Annotated in this window: 18 protein-coding genes and 1 riboswitch; of the genes, 4 read left to right on the top strand and 14 right to left on the bottom strand. The window is 73.6% G+C overall.

Going from position 1 to position 14,120, the window contains the following annotated elements; all coding sequences use genetic code 11:
* Nucleotides 1-71: 71 nt before the first annotated feature.
* The 3 genes from ADJ73_RS06970 to rpmG form a co-directional block, all read right to left on the bottom strand.
* A complete protein-coding gene (locus ADJ73_RS06970) occupies nt 72-353 on the bottom strand; it encodes an HU family DNA-binding protein (RefSeq protein ID WP_050347670.1) in 282 nt (93 codons plus the stop codon).
* 61 nt (nt 354-414) lie between these two features.
* Nucleotides 415-720, bottom strand: coding sequence for a 30S ribosomal protein S14 (rpsN, locus tag ADJ73_RS06975; protein WP_050347671.1), 306 nt, complete (start codon nt 718-720; stop codon nt 415-417).
* Between the two features lie 5 nt (nt 721-725).
* Nucleotides 726-887: a 50S ribosomal protein L33 gene (rpmG, locus tag ADJ73_RS06980; RefSeq protein ID WP_050347672.1), complete on the bottom strand. Its 162-nt coding sequence runs from the start codon at nt 885-887 to the stop codon at nt 726-728.
* A gap of 85 nt (nt 888-972) precedes the next feature.
* On the opposite strand from rpmG, the gene rpmF reads away from it, so the two are divergent.
* Nucleotides 973-1,152, top strand: coding sequence for a 50S ribosomal protein L32 (gene rpmF, locus ADJ73_RS06985; protein WP_050347673.1), 180 nt, complete (start codon nt 973-975; stop codon nt 1,150-1,152).
* Nucleotides 1,153-1,174: 22 nt separating this feature from the next.
* Here rpmF and rpmB read toward each other — a convergent pair whose 3' ends face one another.
* Entirely contained in the window at nt 1,175-1,411 is a 237-nt protein-coding gene (rpmB, locus tag ADJ73_RS06990; RefSeq protein WP_050347674.1) for a 50S ribosomal protein L28, read from the bottom strand.
* Nucleotides 1,412-1,548: 137 nt separating this feature from the next.
* On the opposite strand from rpmB, the gene ADJ73_RS06995 reads away from it, so the two are divergent.
* Together ADJ73_RS06995 and ADJ73_RS07000 are read left to right on the top strand one after the other, a co-directional pair.
* A complete protein-coding gene (locus ADJ73_RS06995; RefSeq protein WP_050347675.1) occupies nt 1,549-2,646 on the top strand; it encodes a CobW family GTP-binding protein in 1,098 nt (365 codons plus the stop codon).
* A 69-nt stretch (nt 2,647-2,715) separates the two neighbouring features.
* Nucleotides 2,716-2,778, top strand: a riboswitch (guanidine-III (ykkC-III) riboswitch).
* Nucleotides 2,779-2,789: 11 nt separating this feature from the next.
* Nucleotides 2,790-3,104: a DMT family transporter gene (locus tag ADJ73_RS07000; RefSeq protein ID WP_050347676.1), complete on the top strand. Its 315-nt coding sequence runs from the start codon at nt 2,790-2,792 to the stop codon at nt 3,102-3,104.
* A gap of 18 nt (nt 3,105-3,122) precedes the next feature.
* On the opposite strand, the gene ADJ73_RS07005 is transcribed toward ADJ73_RS07000, so the two are convergent.
* The 4 genes from ADJ73_RS07005 to ADJ73_RS07020 are packed head-to-tail and all read right to left on the bottom strand — an operon-like array spanning nt 3,123 to nt 6,429.
* Nucleotides 3,123-3,512 (bottom strand): Fur family transcriptional regulator, encoded by a 390-nt coding sequence (locus ADJ73_RS07005; protein WP_050347677.1) that lies wholly within the window; start codon nt 3,510-3,512, stop codon nt 3,123-3,125.
* A 4-nt stretch (nt 3,513-3,516) separates the two neighbouring features.
* Complete coding sequence (locus tag ADJ73_RS07010) at nt 3,517-4,554, bottom strand: metal ABC transporter permease (protein ID WP_050347678.1); 1,038 nt, start codon at nt 4,552-4,554, stop codon at nt 3,517-3,519.
* Nucleotides 4,547-5,440 (bottom strand): metal ABC transporter ATP-binding protein, encoded by an 894-nt coding sequence (locus ADJ73_RS07015; RefSeq protein WP_253272688.1) that lies wholly within the window; start codon nt 5,438-5,440, stop codon nt 4,547-4,549. Before ADJ73_RS07015 ends, ADJ73_RS07010 begins: the two co-directional genes overlap by 8 nt.
* Nucleotides 5,437-6,429 (bottom strand): metal ABC transporter substrate-binding protein, encoded by a 993-nt coding sequence (locus ADJ73_RS07020; RefSeq protein ID WP_156188153.1) that lies wholly within the window; start codon nt 6,427-6,429, stop codon nt 5,437-5,439. The genes ADJ73_RS07015 and ADJ73_RS07020 overlap by 4 nt, the downstream gene beginning before the upstream one ends.
* 368 nt (nt 6,430-6,797) lie before the next feature.
* Between ADJ73_RS07020 and ADJ73_RS07025 the strand changes: the two genes are divergently transcribed.
* On the top strand, nt 6,798-7,769 hold the full coding sequence (locus ADJ73_RS07025; protein ID WP_050347680.1) for a sugar-binding transcriptional regulator: 972 nt from the start codon (nt 6,798-6,800) through the stop codon (nt 7,767-7,769).
* A gap of 7 nt (nt 7,770-7,776) precedes the next feature.
* Here ADJ73_RS07025 and ADJ73_RS07030 read toward each other — a convergent pair whose 3' ends face one another.
* The 6 genes from ADJ73_RS07030 to ADJ73_RS07055 form a co-directional block, all read right to left on the bottom strand.
* Complete coding sequence (locus tag ADJ73_RS07030) at nt 7,777-8,994, bottom strand: MFS transporter (protein ID WP_050347681.1); 1,218 nt, start codon at nt 8,992-8,994, stop codon at nt 7,777-7,779.
* A gap of 109 nt (nt 8,995-9,103) precedes the next feature.
* Nucleotides 9,104-10,750 (bottom strand): solute symporter family protein, encoded by a 1,647-nt coding sequence (locus ADJ73_RS07035; RefSeq protein ID WP_050347682.1) that lies wholly within the window; start codon nt 10,748-10,750, stop codon nt 9,104-9,106.
* Nucleotides 10,747-11,094 (bottom strand): DUF485 domain-containing protein, encoded by a 348-nt coding sequence (locus ADJ73_RS07040; RefSeq protein WP_050347683.1) that lies wholly within the window; start codon nt 11,092-11,094, stop codon nt 10,747-10,749. Before ADJ73_RS07040 ends, ADJ73_RS07035 begins: the two co-directional genes overlap by 4 nt.
* Nucleotides 11,095-11,353: 259 nt before the next feature.
* On the bottom strand, nt 11,354-12,898 hold the full coding sequence (locus ADJ73_RS07045; RefSeq protein WP_050347684.1) for a sodium/solute symporter: 1,545 nt from the start codon (nt 12,896-12,898) through the stop codon (nt 11,354-11,356).
* Nucleotides 12,895-13,305 carry a hypothetical protein gene (locus tag ADJ73_RS07050; RefSeq protein ID WP_050347685.1) on the bottom strand — a complete coding sequence of 137 codons (411 nt, stop codon included), beginning with the start codon at nt 13,303-13,305 and terminating at the stop codon, nt 12,895-12,897. Before ADJ73_RS07050 ends, ADJ73_RS07045 begins: the two co-directional genes overlap by 4 nt.
* On the bottom strand, nt 13,302-14,105 hold the full coding sequence (locus ADJ73_RS07055) for a LytR/AlgR family response regulator transcription factor (protein ID WP_050347686.1): 804 nt from the start codon (nt 14,103-14,105) through the stop codon (nt 13,302-13,304). Before ADJ73_RS07055 ends, ADJ73_RS07050 begins: the two co-directional genes overlap by 4 nt.
* Nucleotides 14,106-14,120: the final 15 nt, after the last annotated feature.

Raw genomic sequence — 14,120 nt, forward strand, 5'->3', positions numbered from 1 at the left:
TGGCGCGGCGGGGTGGGGCGGGGCGGGGCGGGGTGGTCGGCGGCCCGCTCCTCCCGGCCGCTGGCCCGGCCTTACCTCTCGCCCCTGGCGGCGGCCTTGAGCGTCGACCCCGGCGTGAGCTTGACCGCCGGCTGGGCCGGGATCTGGATCGTCTCGCCGGTGCGCGGGTTGCGCCCCGTGCGGGCGGCGCGCTCGACGCGCTCGAGGGTGAGCAGACCCGCGATCTGCAGCTTGCCGCCGCTCGCGGCGCACTCGCGCATCAGGTCGCCGAGGGCGTCGAGGACGCCGTCGACGTGGCTGGGTGTGGAGGCGGTGCGCCTGCTGATCTCGTGGACGAGCTCGCTGCGGTTCATGGGACGGTCCTTCCGGGTGGGGTCGGATCGGGTCCGGTCGGATCGGATCGGGCGGGAACGGTCACCAGCTGGACTTCGTGACGCCGGGCAGCTCGCCGGCGTGGGCCATCTCGCGCAGCCGGATGCGTGTCAGGCCGAACCTGCGGTAGACCGAGCGGGGGCGCCCGTCGACGACGTCGCGGTTGTGCAGGCGGGTGGCGCTGGCGTCGCGGGGCATCCGCTGCAGCCGCAGCTGGGCGGCGGCCTTGCTCATGGGGTCGGCGGTGGGGTCGGCGATGACGGCCTTCAGCGCCCGGCGCTCCTCGGCGTGGCGCGCGACGACCTCGCGTCGCTGCTGGTCCCGGGCGGTCTTCGACTTCTTGGCCATCAGCGTTACTCCTTGAACTCGACGTGCCTGCGCACGACCGGGTCGTACTTGCGGATCAGGAGCCGGTCCGGGTCGTTCCGGCGGTTCTTGCGGGTGACGTACGTGTAGCCCGTGCCCGCCGTCGAGCGGAGCGTGATCTTGGGTCGCACGTCGGTGGACCTGGCCATGGGGTGGCCTCCTTCGTCTCTAGGGAAGAATGATTATCATAACGGTTAGGCTGATCGTCCTGTTCCCGCACCGAGGAGGCACCTGATGGCCGTCCCCAAGCGCAAGATGTCGCGCTCCCACACCCGATCCCGTCGCGCGAGCTGGAAGGCCGCACCGGTCGAGCTCGTGCCGGTCGCCGTCGGCGGCCGCACCGTGCGCGTGCCCCGGCGCCTGGTGCGCGCGGTCCGACGCGGGTTGATCGACCCGGGGCGGTTCGACTCCTGACGGGCGGTCGGCATACGGCCGGTCACACGCGCTCGCCGTGGGCCTGGATCCGGGCGACGGCCGCGTCGATGCCGATGCGGTCGATCGTCTGGATGGCTCGGGTCGACAGGCGCAGCGTGACCGAGCGCCCCAGGCTCGGCGCCCAGTAGGTCCGCCGCTGGATGTTGGGGTCGAAGCGCCGCCTGGTGCGGCGGTGCGAGTGGCTGATGGTGTTGCCGAAGCGCGGCTGCGCACCGGTCAGCTGGCAGTGGTGGGACATGAGGCTCCGCTCGGTTGCGGCTCTGATACTTTAGAGAACGATTCTCATTACACAAACAACGGGCCGTATGGCGCCCTCCCCCGTCCTCGCAGCGGGCGGCCGGGGGAGTCGTCGGCGCGGCACACGAAGGAGACCTGATGACCACACACGTCCTCGTCGTCGCCGGACTGGACGCCACCGACCAGGCCGTCACCGCGATGGGCCTGCAGTGCGACCTGCCCGACTCCGCCGTGGTGCGGCTCGTCGTCGACGCTGCGGCCGGCGAGGTGCGGTGGGCCGTCAGCGATCTCACCGGCATCGTCGAGGAGGCCGGCCAGGAGGTCCGCCACCCCTGCCTGTCCTGCTCGCTGCGCGAGGCGATCCTGCCCACCCTGGTCCGCCTCGCCGAGACCGGCCGCTGGGGCACGCTCGTCGTCGCCCTGCCCGTCGCCGCGGAGCCCCTGCCCCTCGCCCTCGGCATCGCCCGCGCCCACCTGGCCGACGGACGCCGCGTCGCCGACCACCTCGACCTGCGCTCGGTCGTCACCGTCGTCAGCTGCGAGGACCTGTGCGCCGGCGTCTTCGACGACCCGCTGCTGGCCGAGCTGGACCTGGCCATGGTCGACGACGACCGCCGCAGCTACGGCGAGACCCTGGTCAACCAGGTCGAGCTCGCCGACGTCGTCGTCCTCGCCCACGAGCTCGACGAGTCCGACCGAGCCCTGCTGGACCACCTGCGCCGCCCCGACTCGAGCGTCGCGGCGGGTCTGTCGACGCTCTCGGGCGCCGAGCTGCTCCTGCGCGGCTGCGACGTGGAGCGCTCCTCCGCCTTCGTCGACCCGCGGCGTCGCCGGGCGACCGGCGCCGCTCCGGCCGGCGGCCTGCAGACGCTGACCCTGCGCACCTGGCGCCCCTTCCACCCCGACCGCCTGCGGCAGCACCTCGAGGACCTGGGGTCGGGCGAGCTGCGCGGTCGCGGCGCCTTCTGGCTCCCCGGCCGCCCCGGCACCGCGATCGCCTGGGACGCCAGCGGCGGGCAGCTCTCCATCGGCGCGATCGGGGGCTGGGACGACGCGGACCGTATGACGAACCTCTTGGTCACCACCGACGCCGAGACGGCCACCGTGGTGCGGGAGGCCTTCGAGGCCGCCGTCATGACCGAGGCCGAGATGCTCACCGCGCGTGACCGATGGATGGGGCGGCGCGACGGCTTCGAGGAGTGGCTGGGCGAGGAGGGCGCCTCCGACGTGGCGTGACGCGCGGCCGGGCCGGGCCGGTGGCCCCGGGGGGCTTGCCCCGGCATACGGGGCGTGCGAGCCTGGAGCGAGGCCCCGCGAGCGGGCCCCGGACGAGGGAGCCGTACCCGGTCACGCGACAAGACGGCCACGAGGAGTGGACCATGTCGTGGATCGTGCTGGTGCTGTCCGGAGTCATGGAGGCTGTGTGGGCGACCGCGCTCGGGCGCAGCGAGGGGTTCAGCCGGCTGGGGCCGAGCGTCGTCTTCCTGGTGGCCTGCGGGCTGAGCATGGGCGGGCTGGCCTACGCGCTGCGCGAGCTGCCCGTCGGCACCGCCTACGCGGTCTGGGTGGGCATCGGCGCCGTGACGACCGTGGCCTGGAGCATGGCCACCGGGGCGGAGGCCGTGTCGGTGCTCAAGATCGCGCTGCTGCTCGGGATCGTCGGCTGCGTGGCGGGCCTCAAGCTGCTGCACTGAGCGCAGCCGGCGCCGCCGTCAGTGGCGGTCGCAGGTCCCGAAGACCTCGAGGGTGTGCGACACCTCGGTGAAGCCGTGCTCGGCCGCGACGGCGTCGGCCCACGACTCCACGGCCGGCCCCGCGATCTCGACGGTGCGCCCGCAATCGCGGCAGACCAGGTGGTGGTGGTGCTGCGCGGTCGCGCACAACCGGTAGCGCGCCTCCCCGTCGTCGAGGCGCAGCGTGTCGACGCGGGCGTCCTCGACGAGCGCGTTGAGGGTGCGGTAGACCGTCGCGAGGCCAACCGCGTCGCCCGCTTCCCGCAGCCGGGCGTGCAGCGCCTGCGCAGAGATGAAGTCGTCGGTGTCCTGCAGGACCTGCTCGACCGCGCGGCGCTGCTTGGTCGCTCGGCGCTCGGTGTCGGCCATGGGTTCAGCTCCTCTGCGGTCGGGCGTGGTCCGCGTCCCCGGCGGCGGTGCGCCCGGGCGCGTGACCAGGTTGGTGACCGGGTCCGTGCTCGTCGTAGTGGCCCTCGTGCGGGGCGTGCAGGTGACCATCATGCAGGTAGTCGGTGTGGTCGCCGTGCGCGACGGCCCGATGCCCGCACCCGGGACCGTGGTCGTGCTCGTGGGTCTCGGCGAGGCGGTGGTGGCGGGCCCCGGCGGCGCGGGCGACGGCGGCGGCCACGGCCAGCACCAGGAAGGCCCCCAGGACCATCAGCACGATCGTCCCGCCGGAGGGGGTGTCCAGCTGGTAGGAGACGGCCACGCCACCGGTCGCGCACAGCACCCCGATCACCACCGCGACCAGCCGGGTCGCGCGGAAGCTGCGGGTCACCTGCTGCGCGGCGGCGTTGGGCAGGATCATCAGCGCGCTGATGAGCAGCAGCCCGACGACCCGCATCGCGACCACCACGGTGACCGCGGTCAGCACCGCGAGCACGATGTTGAGGGCCAGCACGGGCAGCCCGGCTGCGCGGGACCACTCCTCGTCGTTGGCGACGGCGAAGAGCCTCGGCCGCAGCACCCAGGTCGTCGCCATGACGACCACGGCGAGGACCCCGAAGACCGCGAGGTCCTCCCGGCTCGTCGTCGTGATCGAGCCGAAGAGGTAGGAGGTGAGCCCAGGGCCGCCCTGCGCCGTGGCGCGCGACATCAGGACCACGCCGAGCGCGATGCCGCCGTAGAACATCAGCGCGAGGGCGATGTCGCCGCTCGCGCGCCCGAACCGCTGGATCACCTCGATCGCCACCGCGCAGACGATCGCGGCGACGAGCGCGGTCCACACCGGCTGCTGCCCGGTGATGAGGCCGATGGAGACCCCGGCGAGGGCGACGTGGCCCATGCCGTCCCCGATCAGCGACATCCGCCGCTGCACCAGGAAGGTGCCGACCATGGGGGCGGCGGCGCCGACGAGCAGCGCCGCCACCAGCGCCCGCTGCATGAACTCGAAGCTCCACAGCTCAAGCACGCTCGTCCTCCTCCGCCCGAGACCGTATGCCGACGCCCGCTGCCGGCCTGCTCAGCGCGCCGGCGGCCGGCTCGCGCTGCCCGTGCCGCTCGTGCGCATGGTGGTGGGGGTCGCCGAGCTGCGGCCGGTCCGGGCCGGAGCGGGCGGCGAGCTCGGCGACGGTGCCGTCGAAGACGATCCGGCCCGAGGCCATGCAGACGACCCGGTCGAGGACGCCCGCGATGGCGTCGACCTCGTGGGTGACGATGAGCAGCCCGACGCCCCGGTCGCGCAGCCGCTGCAGCACCGTGGCGAGCAGCCGCTGGTTGGCGACGTCCACCCCGGCCGTGGGCTCGTCCATGACGAGGGCGTCCGGCTGGCCCGCGAGGGCCCGGGCGATGAGGACCCGGCGCTGCTGGCCGCCGGACAGCGTCGAGACGTCCTCGCGGGCGAGGTCGGCCAGGCCCACGACGTCCAGCGACCGGGCGATGACCTCCCGGTCGTGGCGGCGCAGCCGGGCCAGCAGCCCCTGGTGGGGGAGCCGGCCCGCCGCGACCACCTCCGTCACGGTCGCGGCGACCGACGTGGACAGCGTGTGGCGCTGCGGGACGTAGCCGAGCCGGTGCCGGTCGCGGAACCGGGCGAGCGGCATACCGAAGAGCTCCACCTCGCCGCCGAGGTGGTCGTTGAGGCCCAGCAAGCCCTTGACCAGGGTGGACTTGCCGCACCCGTTGGGCCCGAGCAGCGCGAGCGCCTCCCCGGGCCGGACGACGAGGTCGGCCCCCGAGACGACGGCGCGGTCCGCGTAGCCGAAGGACGCGCCGCGCAGGCGGATCACGGGGGTGTCGTCGGGGGCGTGGTGTCTGGCGGGAGCGGGGGAGGTGGGGGTGGGGGAGGCGGGGGTCACCGGCAGGTCTGGCCCTTGCGGAGGGTGGCGAGGTTGGCCTTCATGACCTCAACGTAGTCCTTGCCGGCGGAGGCGGGGGTGATCCCCTCGAGGGGGTCCAGGACCGCGGTGCGGGCGCCGGTCTCCTTGGCGACGGTCTGGGCGAGCGCGGGGCTGGCCAGCGTCTCGGTGTAGATGGTGCTCACCCGGTTGGCCTTGGCGTACCTGGCCACCTCGGCCAGCGTCGCGGGGTCGGGCTCCTGCTCGGGGGACAGCCCGGCGATGGCGACCTGCGTGAAGCCGTAGCGGTCGGCGAGGTAACCGAACGCCGCGTGGCTGGTGACGAGGTTCTTGCTGGCGCAGCCCTGGAGGCCGGCGGCGAAGTCACGGTCGAGCTGGTGCAGCGTGGTGCGCAGCGTGGCGAGGTTGCGCTCGTAGTCGACGCGGTGCGCCGGGTCGACCTGCCCCAGCCGGGCGGCGACGGCCTCCGCGACCTTGGTGTAGCGCTGCGGGTCGAGCCAGAAGTGGGGGTCCTGCGCGCCCGGGCCGTGGGAGTGGCCGGCGTGCTCCTCGGCGCTCTCGCCCGCGTGGCCGTGCCGCTCGCCGCCCACCACGGGGTCGTGCTTGATCGTCAGGTCGGCCGCGGTCGCCACGTCGAGCACGCGATCCCCGTCGACCTCCTTGACCGCGTCGTCGACGGTGGGCTGCAGGCCCTTCTCGTAGACCGCGAGCCGGGCCTTGGAGACCGTCGCGACGTCCTTGGGGGACAGCTCGATGTCGTGGGGTTCCGCGCCGGGCTTGGTGAGGTTGGTGACGGCGACGTGCTGCCCGCCGATCTGCTCCACGGCGTACTGCAGCGGGTAGAAGCTGACGACGACGTCGAGCTTGTCGCCCGCGCCGCCGCCGGACCCGCCCGAGCCGGCCGCGCCGCCGGCGCCCGCCGAGCCGCACCCGGCCAGGGCGAGGGCGGTCAGGGCGGCGGAGGCGGCGAGCGGCATACGGCGGGTCATGGGACCAGGGTGCGGTTGAATGGGAATCATTGTCAAGTTCACCTGGTCGTGGCCGAGGGAGGTCGCCGGACCGGGGTGGTGCTGTCCCTGCGGACCGGCGGATGCCACGATGGCAGCACGAACGCCCGCCGCACAGACGAAGGAGACAGCTGCATGGTGTGCTCTGGCCGTCGGGAACGCGGCTCGGTGTCGGACACGGGACCTCCATCGGTCCGGGCGGCGGTGCCCCTGGCGGGTGTGATGCGGCCCAATCTAGGAAACCTGCAGAACGAATGTCCAGAACTTTTGTTCAGAAACTTGCGCCGGGCTGGATGGGAACCTAGGTTCTAGGTCAGCCGGGCGTCATGCCGGGGAACGCGAGGTGGGCGGTGACGCAGGACAAGACGGTGCCGCCCCCGGAGCACGGACGGTTCGCCCCCGGCATGGTCTACCGGGCGGCGCGGATGTACTACCTCGAGGACGCCAACCAGGCTCAGATCGCGGCGCAGCTCGGCACCAGCCGCCCCACCGTCAGCCGGCTGCTCGCCGAGGCCCGGGCGACCGGGGTGGTCCGCATCCAGGTCGTCGACCCCGAGGAGCACTCCACCGCCGACCTCGAGGCCGAGCTGCGGGCCACGCTCGGCCTGCGGGCTGCCTACGTCGCCCCCTCGGCCGCCGGCGTCCCGGTCGGGCGGCTCCTCGCCGAGCCGGCGGGGCACGCCCTGTCCGCCGCCGGTCTCGTCCCCGGCGACGCCCTGCTCGTCTCCAGCGGGGTCACCGTCCACGCGGTCGTCCAGCAGCACCTGCCCGACCTGCGAGGCGTCCTCGTCTACCCCACCTCCGGGGGCGTCGACGAGCCCGAGAGCGCCTACCAGACCAACGAGATCACCCGGGCGCTGGCCCTCAAGGTGAGCGGGACGCCGGTGATGCTCTACGCCCCCGCCGTCCCCGGCCCGGCGCTGCGCGAGGCGCTGATGGAGGACGACCACACGGTGCGGGTGATGGAGGCCTGGCACACGGCCCGGGCGGCGCTGCTCGGCGTGGGCGCGTCCCTGGCCGACCGGTCCCTCATCCCCTCGGTCTTCTCGGTGGCCGGGCCGGAGCGGTCGGCGATCGTGGGGGACATGTGCATGCGTCCCTTCGACGCGGGCGGTGACCCGGTCGTCATACCGGGCATTGAGCGGCTGGTCTCCATGGAGCTCGCGGACCTGCGCCGCCTCGAGCACTCCATCGCCCTCGCCGTCGGCGAGGCCAAGGTCGCGCCCCTGCTGGCCGCCGCCGGCGCCGGCTACTACAACACGCTGGTGACCGACTCGGACACCGCCGTCGCGCTGCTCGCCGCGGCCCGCGCCGAGCCCTGACCGCCCGTCACCGGGCGAGCGTCGGCACCCGCCGCAGCCACACCGCCAGCGCGGCGGCCACCAGCACCAGCCCGGCGCACCACGCCACCACCAGCGGCCAGCCGCCGCAGCTCCACGCGGCCCCCGCGACGGTGCCGCAGACCGACGAGCCCAGGTAGTAGGCGAACATGTAGAGCGAGGTCGCCTGGGCGGTCCCGCGACCGACGTAGGTCGCCCGGGAGGCGACCCAGCCGCTCGCGACGCCGTGGGTGGCGAAGAAGCCCATCGACACCACCGCGAGGCCCGCGACGACGAGCCACAGCGGCACGGCCAGCGTCACCGCGAGCCCGGCCAGGTAGATGAGCAGCGTGACGGGCACCACCGCGCGCACCCCGCGCAGGTCCGCGAGCCGCCCGGCCCGCGCCGACGCGACCGACCCCAGCGCGTAGACCGCGAAGACCAGCCCGGCGACCCCGAGCGACAGGGAGTAGGGCGGTCGGGCCAGGCGGAAGCCCATCGCGTTGAAGGCCGAGACGAAGGCGCCCATCGTGCAGAAGGCGATGCCGTAGAGCGCCAGCAGCGCCGGGTCGGTCGCCATGCGCCGCGTCATCGCGACCAGCTCCGCCGCCGGCAGCGGCGTCGGCGCGAACTTGCGCGACGGCGGCAGCATCAGCCGCACCGTGACCGCGCACCCGAGCCCGAGCAGCCCGACCGAGGCGATGGCCCAGTGCCAGCCCGCCAGGTCGGCGACCCCGCCGGTCACGAACCTCCCGGCCATCCCGCCGAGAGCGGTCCCCCCGATGTAGAGCCCGGCGGCCCGGGCCGCGGCCGAGGGGTCCACCTCCTCGCGCAGGTAGGCGACCGCCACCGCCGGCAGCCCCGCGACCGCGACCCCGAGCAGGGTGCGCAGCACGAGCAGCACCGGCCAGGTGGGGGCGAGCGCGGTCAGCACCGTCACCAGCGACGACGCGAAGAGCGACAGGTGCATCACCCGGGTGCGGCCGAGGACCTCCGAGCTGGGGCCGACGAGGAGCATCGCGATGCCCAGGGCGAAGGTGGTCGTGGAGACCGACAACGACGCGGCCGCCGGGCTCAGCCGGAACGCCCGGGCCAGCTCGGGCAGCAGCGGCTGGGTCGTGTAGATCATGGCGAAGGTCGCCAGCCCCGCCAGGAAGAGCGCCACGGAGATCCGCCGGTAGGCCGCGCTCCCGGGCAGGTGACCCGGGGGCAGCTGGTCGGTCGGCACCTCCTCACGGTATCCCCGAAGGTCGCGACGTCGCGGGCCCGAGTCGTATGCCGATCCCCCCGGCCTCGCCAGGCGGCGGGGATCCGGGGGGATCGGCATACGGGGAGGGTCAGTGCTGCAGCGCGCCGGCCACGCCGTGACCGGACAGGGAGCGGACCTCCATCTCGGCGTACTTGTCGGCGTTGGGCTTCTCGGAGTCGGTGATCGAGCCGAGCCACCCCAGCAGGAAGCCGAGCGGGATCGAGATGATGCCCGGGTTGTCGAGCGGGAACCAGTGGAAGTCGATCGCCGGGTTGGTGATCATCGACAGGCTCTTGCCCGTCGCGTCGACCTTGCCGGAGACCACCGGGCTGAAGAGGATCAGCAGCAGCGCGGAGCCGAGCCCGCCGTAGATCGACCACAGCGCGCCGCGGGTCGTGAACCTGGACCAGAAGAGCGAGTAGAGGATCGTCGGGAGGTTGGCGCTCGCGGCCACGGCGAAGGCCAGTGCCACGAGGAAGGCGATGTTCTGGCCGTTGGCGAGGATCCCGCCGATGATCGCGACGACGCCACCGGCGATCGCGGCCCGGCGGGCGACCTTGACCTCCTGCTCCTGGGTGGCCTTCCCGTCCTTCATCACCATGTTGTAGATGTCGTGCGCGAAGGTCGCGGACGTGGTGATGGTCAGGCCCGCGACGACGGCGAGGATCGTGGCGAAGGCGATGGCGGAGATGATCCCGAGGAAGACCGAGCCGCCGAGGTGGAAGGCCAGCAGCGGCGCGGCGGAGTTCTCCTTGCCGGGGGCGGCCTGGATCGCGGCGGGACCCACGAGCGCGGCGGCGCCGAAGCCGATGACCAGCGTGAAGAGGTAGAACAAGCCGATCAGCCAGATCGCCCACTCCACGGACTTGCGTGCCTCCTTGGAGGTGGGGACCGTGTAGAAGCGCATCAGCACGTGGGGCAGGCCGGCGGTGCCGAGCACCAGCGCCATCGACAGCGAGATGAAGTCGATCTTGGACAGGGTCGTCTTGCCGTACTTCAGGCCCGGGTTGAGGAGCTTCTCGCCGACCTTGGGGGAGTTGTCGACGGCGTGCTGCATCACGCTTGACAGGTTGAGGCCGAACTTCCCGAGCACCCACACGGTGATGATGCCGGCGCCCGCGATGAGCAGGCAGGCCTTGATGATCTGCACCCAGGTGGTGCCCTTCATGCCGCCGATGAGCACGTAGAGGATCATCAGCGTGCCCACCACGGCGATGACGACGGCCTGCCCGGCCCACGACTTGATGCCGAGCAGCAGCGACACCAGCCCGCCGGCGCCGGCCATCTGGGCGAGCAGGTAGAAGAAGGACACGGCGAGCGTGGAGGTCGCCGCGGCCATCCGCACCGGGCGCTGCCGCAGCCGGAAGCTGAGCACGTCGGCCATCGTGAAGCGCCCGGTGTTGCGCAGCAGCTCGGCGACGAGCAGCAGCGCCACGAGCCACGCGACGAGGAAGCCGATGGAGTAGAGGAAGCCGTCGTAGCCGGCGATGGCGATCGCCCCGGCAATGCCGAGGAAGCTGGCGGCGGAGAGGTAGTCGCCGGCGATGGCGATGCCGTTCTGCCGCCCGGAGAAGGCGGCGCCCCCGGTGTAGTACTCCCCGGCGGTCTTCTTCTTGCCCTGGGAGACCCGGATGACGACGGCGAGCGTCACGAGGACGAAGATCGCGAAGATCGCGATGTTGAGCAGCGGCGAGCCGACCTGGCTGCCGGCGGCGGTGATCATGGTGGCGCTCATCGGTCCTCGAGCCCCCGCTCCTCGACCATCTGGTGGATCCGCTCGGCCCGGGGGTCGAACTCCCGGTCGGCCCAGCGGACGTAGGCGATCGTGATGGCGAAGGTCGTCACGAACTGCAGGAAGCCGAAGATCAGGCCGACGTTGATGTTGCCGATGACCTTCTGGCTCATGAAGGCCGGGAAGAAGGCGGCCAGGATGACGTAGAGGAAGTACCAGGCGAGGAAGGCTGCGGTCATCGGGAAGACGAAGGACCGCAACCGGCTTCGCAGCTCCTGGAACTCGGGCGACTGCTGCACGTCGCTGTAGGCGGCGCCGTAGTCGCGGGTCGACTTGGTCGCGCTCACGCGAGGCCTCCTGCGGGGTGGGGAGACCGGCACGTCGTCGTGCCGGCGACAGCCACTGTGCGCGAGCGTGGCCGGGCTCACCTAGAGGGCGCGGCCGGGTGGGCGGGCGAGCGGTCACCCCGGCGCGCCGAGCGGTCGTGACAGCCCGTATGCCGTGCCCCCGGGCCACCGGGCCACCGGGCCACCGGGCCACCGGGCCACCGGGCCACCGGGCCACCGGGCCCCTGGCCCCCGGGCTGCCGTGCCCCCGGGCCACCGGTCACCGGTCGAGGGGCAGCGCCTCCGGGGTGTGCAGGCGCACCATGGTCCGGGTCGTGCTGCGCGGCACCGACCCGGGGGTCAGCAGCGAGACGACCACGGCGGTGGCGAAGGCGGCCGGCGCGGTCCAGGCGGCGGGCGCGACGAGCAGCGCCCGCGGCCAGCCCTCGCCGACCCCGGCGATGCCGAGCGCGGTGGCGCCCACCGCGAGGGTGGCGCCCACGCCGATGGACGCCAGCGTGCCGGCGCGCGACAGCCGGGGCCACCAGACTCCGAGGACCAGCAGCGGAGCGAAGGTCGATGCCGTGACCGCGAAGATCGCGATGACGACGGTGTTGACGCCGACGTGGGCCACGAACGGCACGACCATCAGCGGCACCACCACGGCGAGCGCCGCCGCGATCCGGAAGCTGTGCAGCCGGTCGACGTCGCCGCTGGTCAGGCGCAGCAGGGAGGGGGCGACGAGGTCCTGGTCCAGCACCCCGGCGAGGGCCACGACGAGGCCGCTCGCGGTGGACAGGAAGGCGACGAAGGCGCCCGCCGCGAGCAGGGTCGTCAGCAGCTCGCCGCCGAGGCCGGGCAGGGTCGCGAGCGGCAGCCGCAGCATCATCGTGTCGCTCGAGGCGCCGGGCGGCAGGGACGAGACGTAGACCCGCCCGAGGATCCCGTAGAGGGGCAGCGCGAGGTAGAACGCGGAGATGAGGCCCACGACCGCGACCGTGGTGCGGCGGGCGGCCCGGCCGTCCCGGATCGTGTAGTAGCGCACGACGACGTGGGGCAGCGCCATGGTGCCGAGCGCCTGCCCCAGCAGGCTGGACCAGGTCAGGTAGAGCGGGTGCTCGCGGCCGCCGTAGCCGCTCAGGGGCTGGGTCCAGTCCTGCAGCTGGCCGGGTGGCAGCCGTGGGGCGGGTGCCCCGGCCCGCAGCCACACGCCGCCGAGCACCAGCGCCGGCAGCCACAGCGCGACCAGCTTGATCCAGTAGTGCCAGGACTGGACCAGGGTGATGGTGCGCATCCCGCCGGCGCTCACGACGGTCAGCACGACCGCGGCCACGAGCAACGGCCCCACCCACGTCGGGGCCCCGGTGAGCAGGGCGAGGGCGACGCCGGCGGTCTGCAGCTGCACCAGCAGGTAGACCCAGCCGGTGCCGACGACCAGCAGCGACACCACCCGGCGCACCCGCCGCGACTCGAGCCGGTCCTCGGCGAAGTCGGGCAGCGTGTAGGCCCCGGAGCGGCGCAGCGGGGCGGCGATCAGCACCAGCAGCATGACGTAGCCGACGGTGTAGCCGACCGGCAGCCAGAGCTGGTCGGCGCCGCCCGCCCACATCAGCCCGGCGAGGCCGAGGAAGGAGGCGGCCGAGAGGTACTCGCCGGTGATCGCCGACGCGTTGCGCCGCGCGGACACGGCGCGGGAGGCGACGTAGAAGTCGCTCGTGGTGCGGCTCGCGCCGGCGCGGGACAGCCCGAGCCACAGGGTCAGCAGGCACATCGCGGCGACGGCGGCCACGCCGAGCCCGACCGGGGGCGAGGCGGAGGGCGTCATACGGCCTCGTCGTGGTCGATCCGGCCGCTCTCGCGGGCGAGGGCGCGGGTGAAGTCACCCTCCAGCCGCTCGACCGCGCGCACGTAGGTGCGGGCGAGCAGCCACAGCGCCGGGTAGACGATGGTGCCCATGAGCAGCCAGGCGACCGTGGTGCCGCCCAGGTGGAGCCGGCCCACGCCGGGGACCAGCGCGAAGACCAGCGGCAGGCCCACCAGCAGCAGCGCCAGCGAGGACAGCGTCGCGACGAGGAGCCGGCGGTGACCGCGCAGGTAGGCGTGCATGTAGAGGCGGCCGAGCGCGGTGTCCTCGTCGATCTCGGTGGTCCCGGGGCGCTCGACGCTGCTGCGCCGGGCGGCGTCGCGCCGGGGCGAGGTCACCCGCACCCGGTCCGGCGGCTGGCCGGTCACGGCGCCTCGCGGCGGCGGGTCTCGCCCGGGCGGCCGAGCCGGTCCCGCAGCGCCCGGGTGTGGCGGCGGGAGACCTGCAGCTCGAGGGGACCGAGCATCACGGTGGTGTGGCCGCGGTCGTTGCGGACCTGGGTGATGTGCCGCAGCGAGACCAGGGTGCTGCGGTGGATGCGGGCGAATCCCGCTGCGCTCCAACGCTCCTCGAGGGTGGACAGGGGGATGCGGACCAGGTGGTTGCTGTCGCGGGTGTGCAGCCGGGTGTAGTCGCCCTGGGCCTGGGCGTAGATCACGGCCGAGCGGCGCACGAAGGTCGTCACGCCCGCCAGCTCGACCGGGATCACCTCGTCCTCCTCGGCCGGGGACCGGGTCGCCGGGGCCGCCGGTCGGCTGTCGACGACCCGCCGGACGGCCTCGGCGAGCCGCTCCTCGCGCACCGGCTTGAGGACGTAGTCGGTGGCCTGCAGCTCGAAGGCGTCGACGGCGTGGGCGTCGTGCGCGGTGACGAAGACGAACGACGGCGCGGTGTCCTGCTCCGCGGCCGCGCGGGCCACCTCGAGCCCGTCGAGCCCCGGCATGCTGATGTCGCAGAAGACCACGTCGACGGCGCGCTCGCCGAGCAGCTGCAGCGCCTCGGCGCCGCTGCCGGCCAGGTGCACCTCCCCGATGCGCTCGTCGCGGCCGAGGAGGTAGCCGAGCTCGTCGCGTGCGGGTGGCTCGTCGTCCACCACCAGCGCGACCAGACGTGGCGCCGGCTGCCCGGCGGGTCGGCCGCGGCCGCTCACGTCGTCGTGCGTCTGCATGCTCCCTCTCCTCCT

It is taken from the genome of Arsenicicoccus sp. oral taxon 190 (assembly GCF_001189535.1).
Classification (GTDB): Bacteria; Actinomycetota; Actinomycetes; order Actinomycetales; family Dermatophilaceae; genus Arsenicicoccus.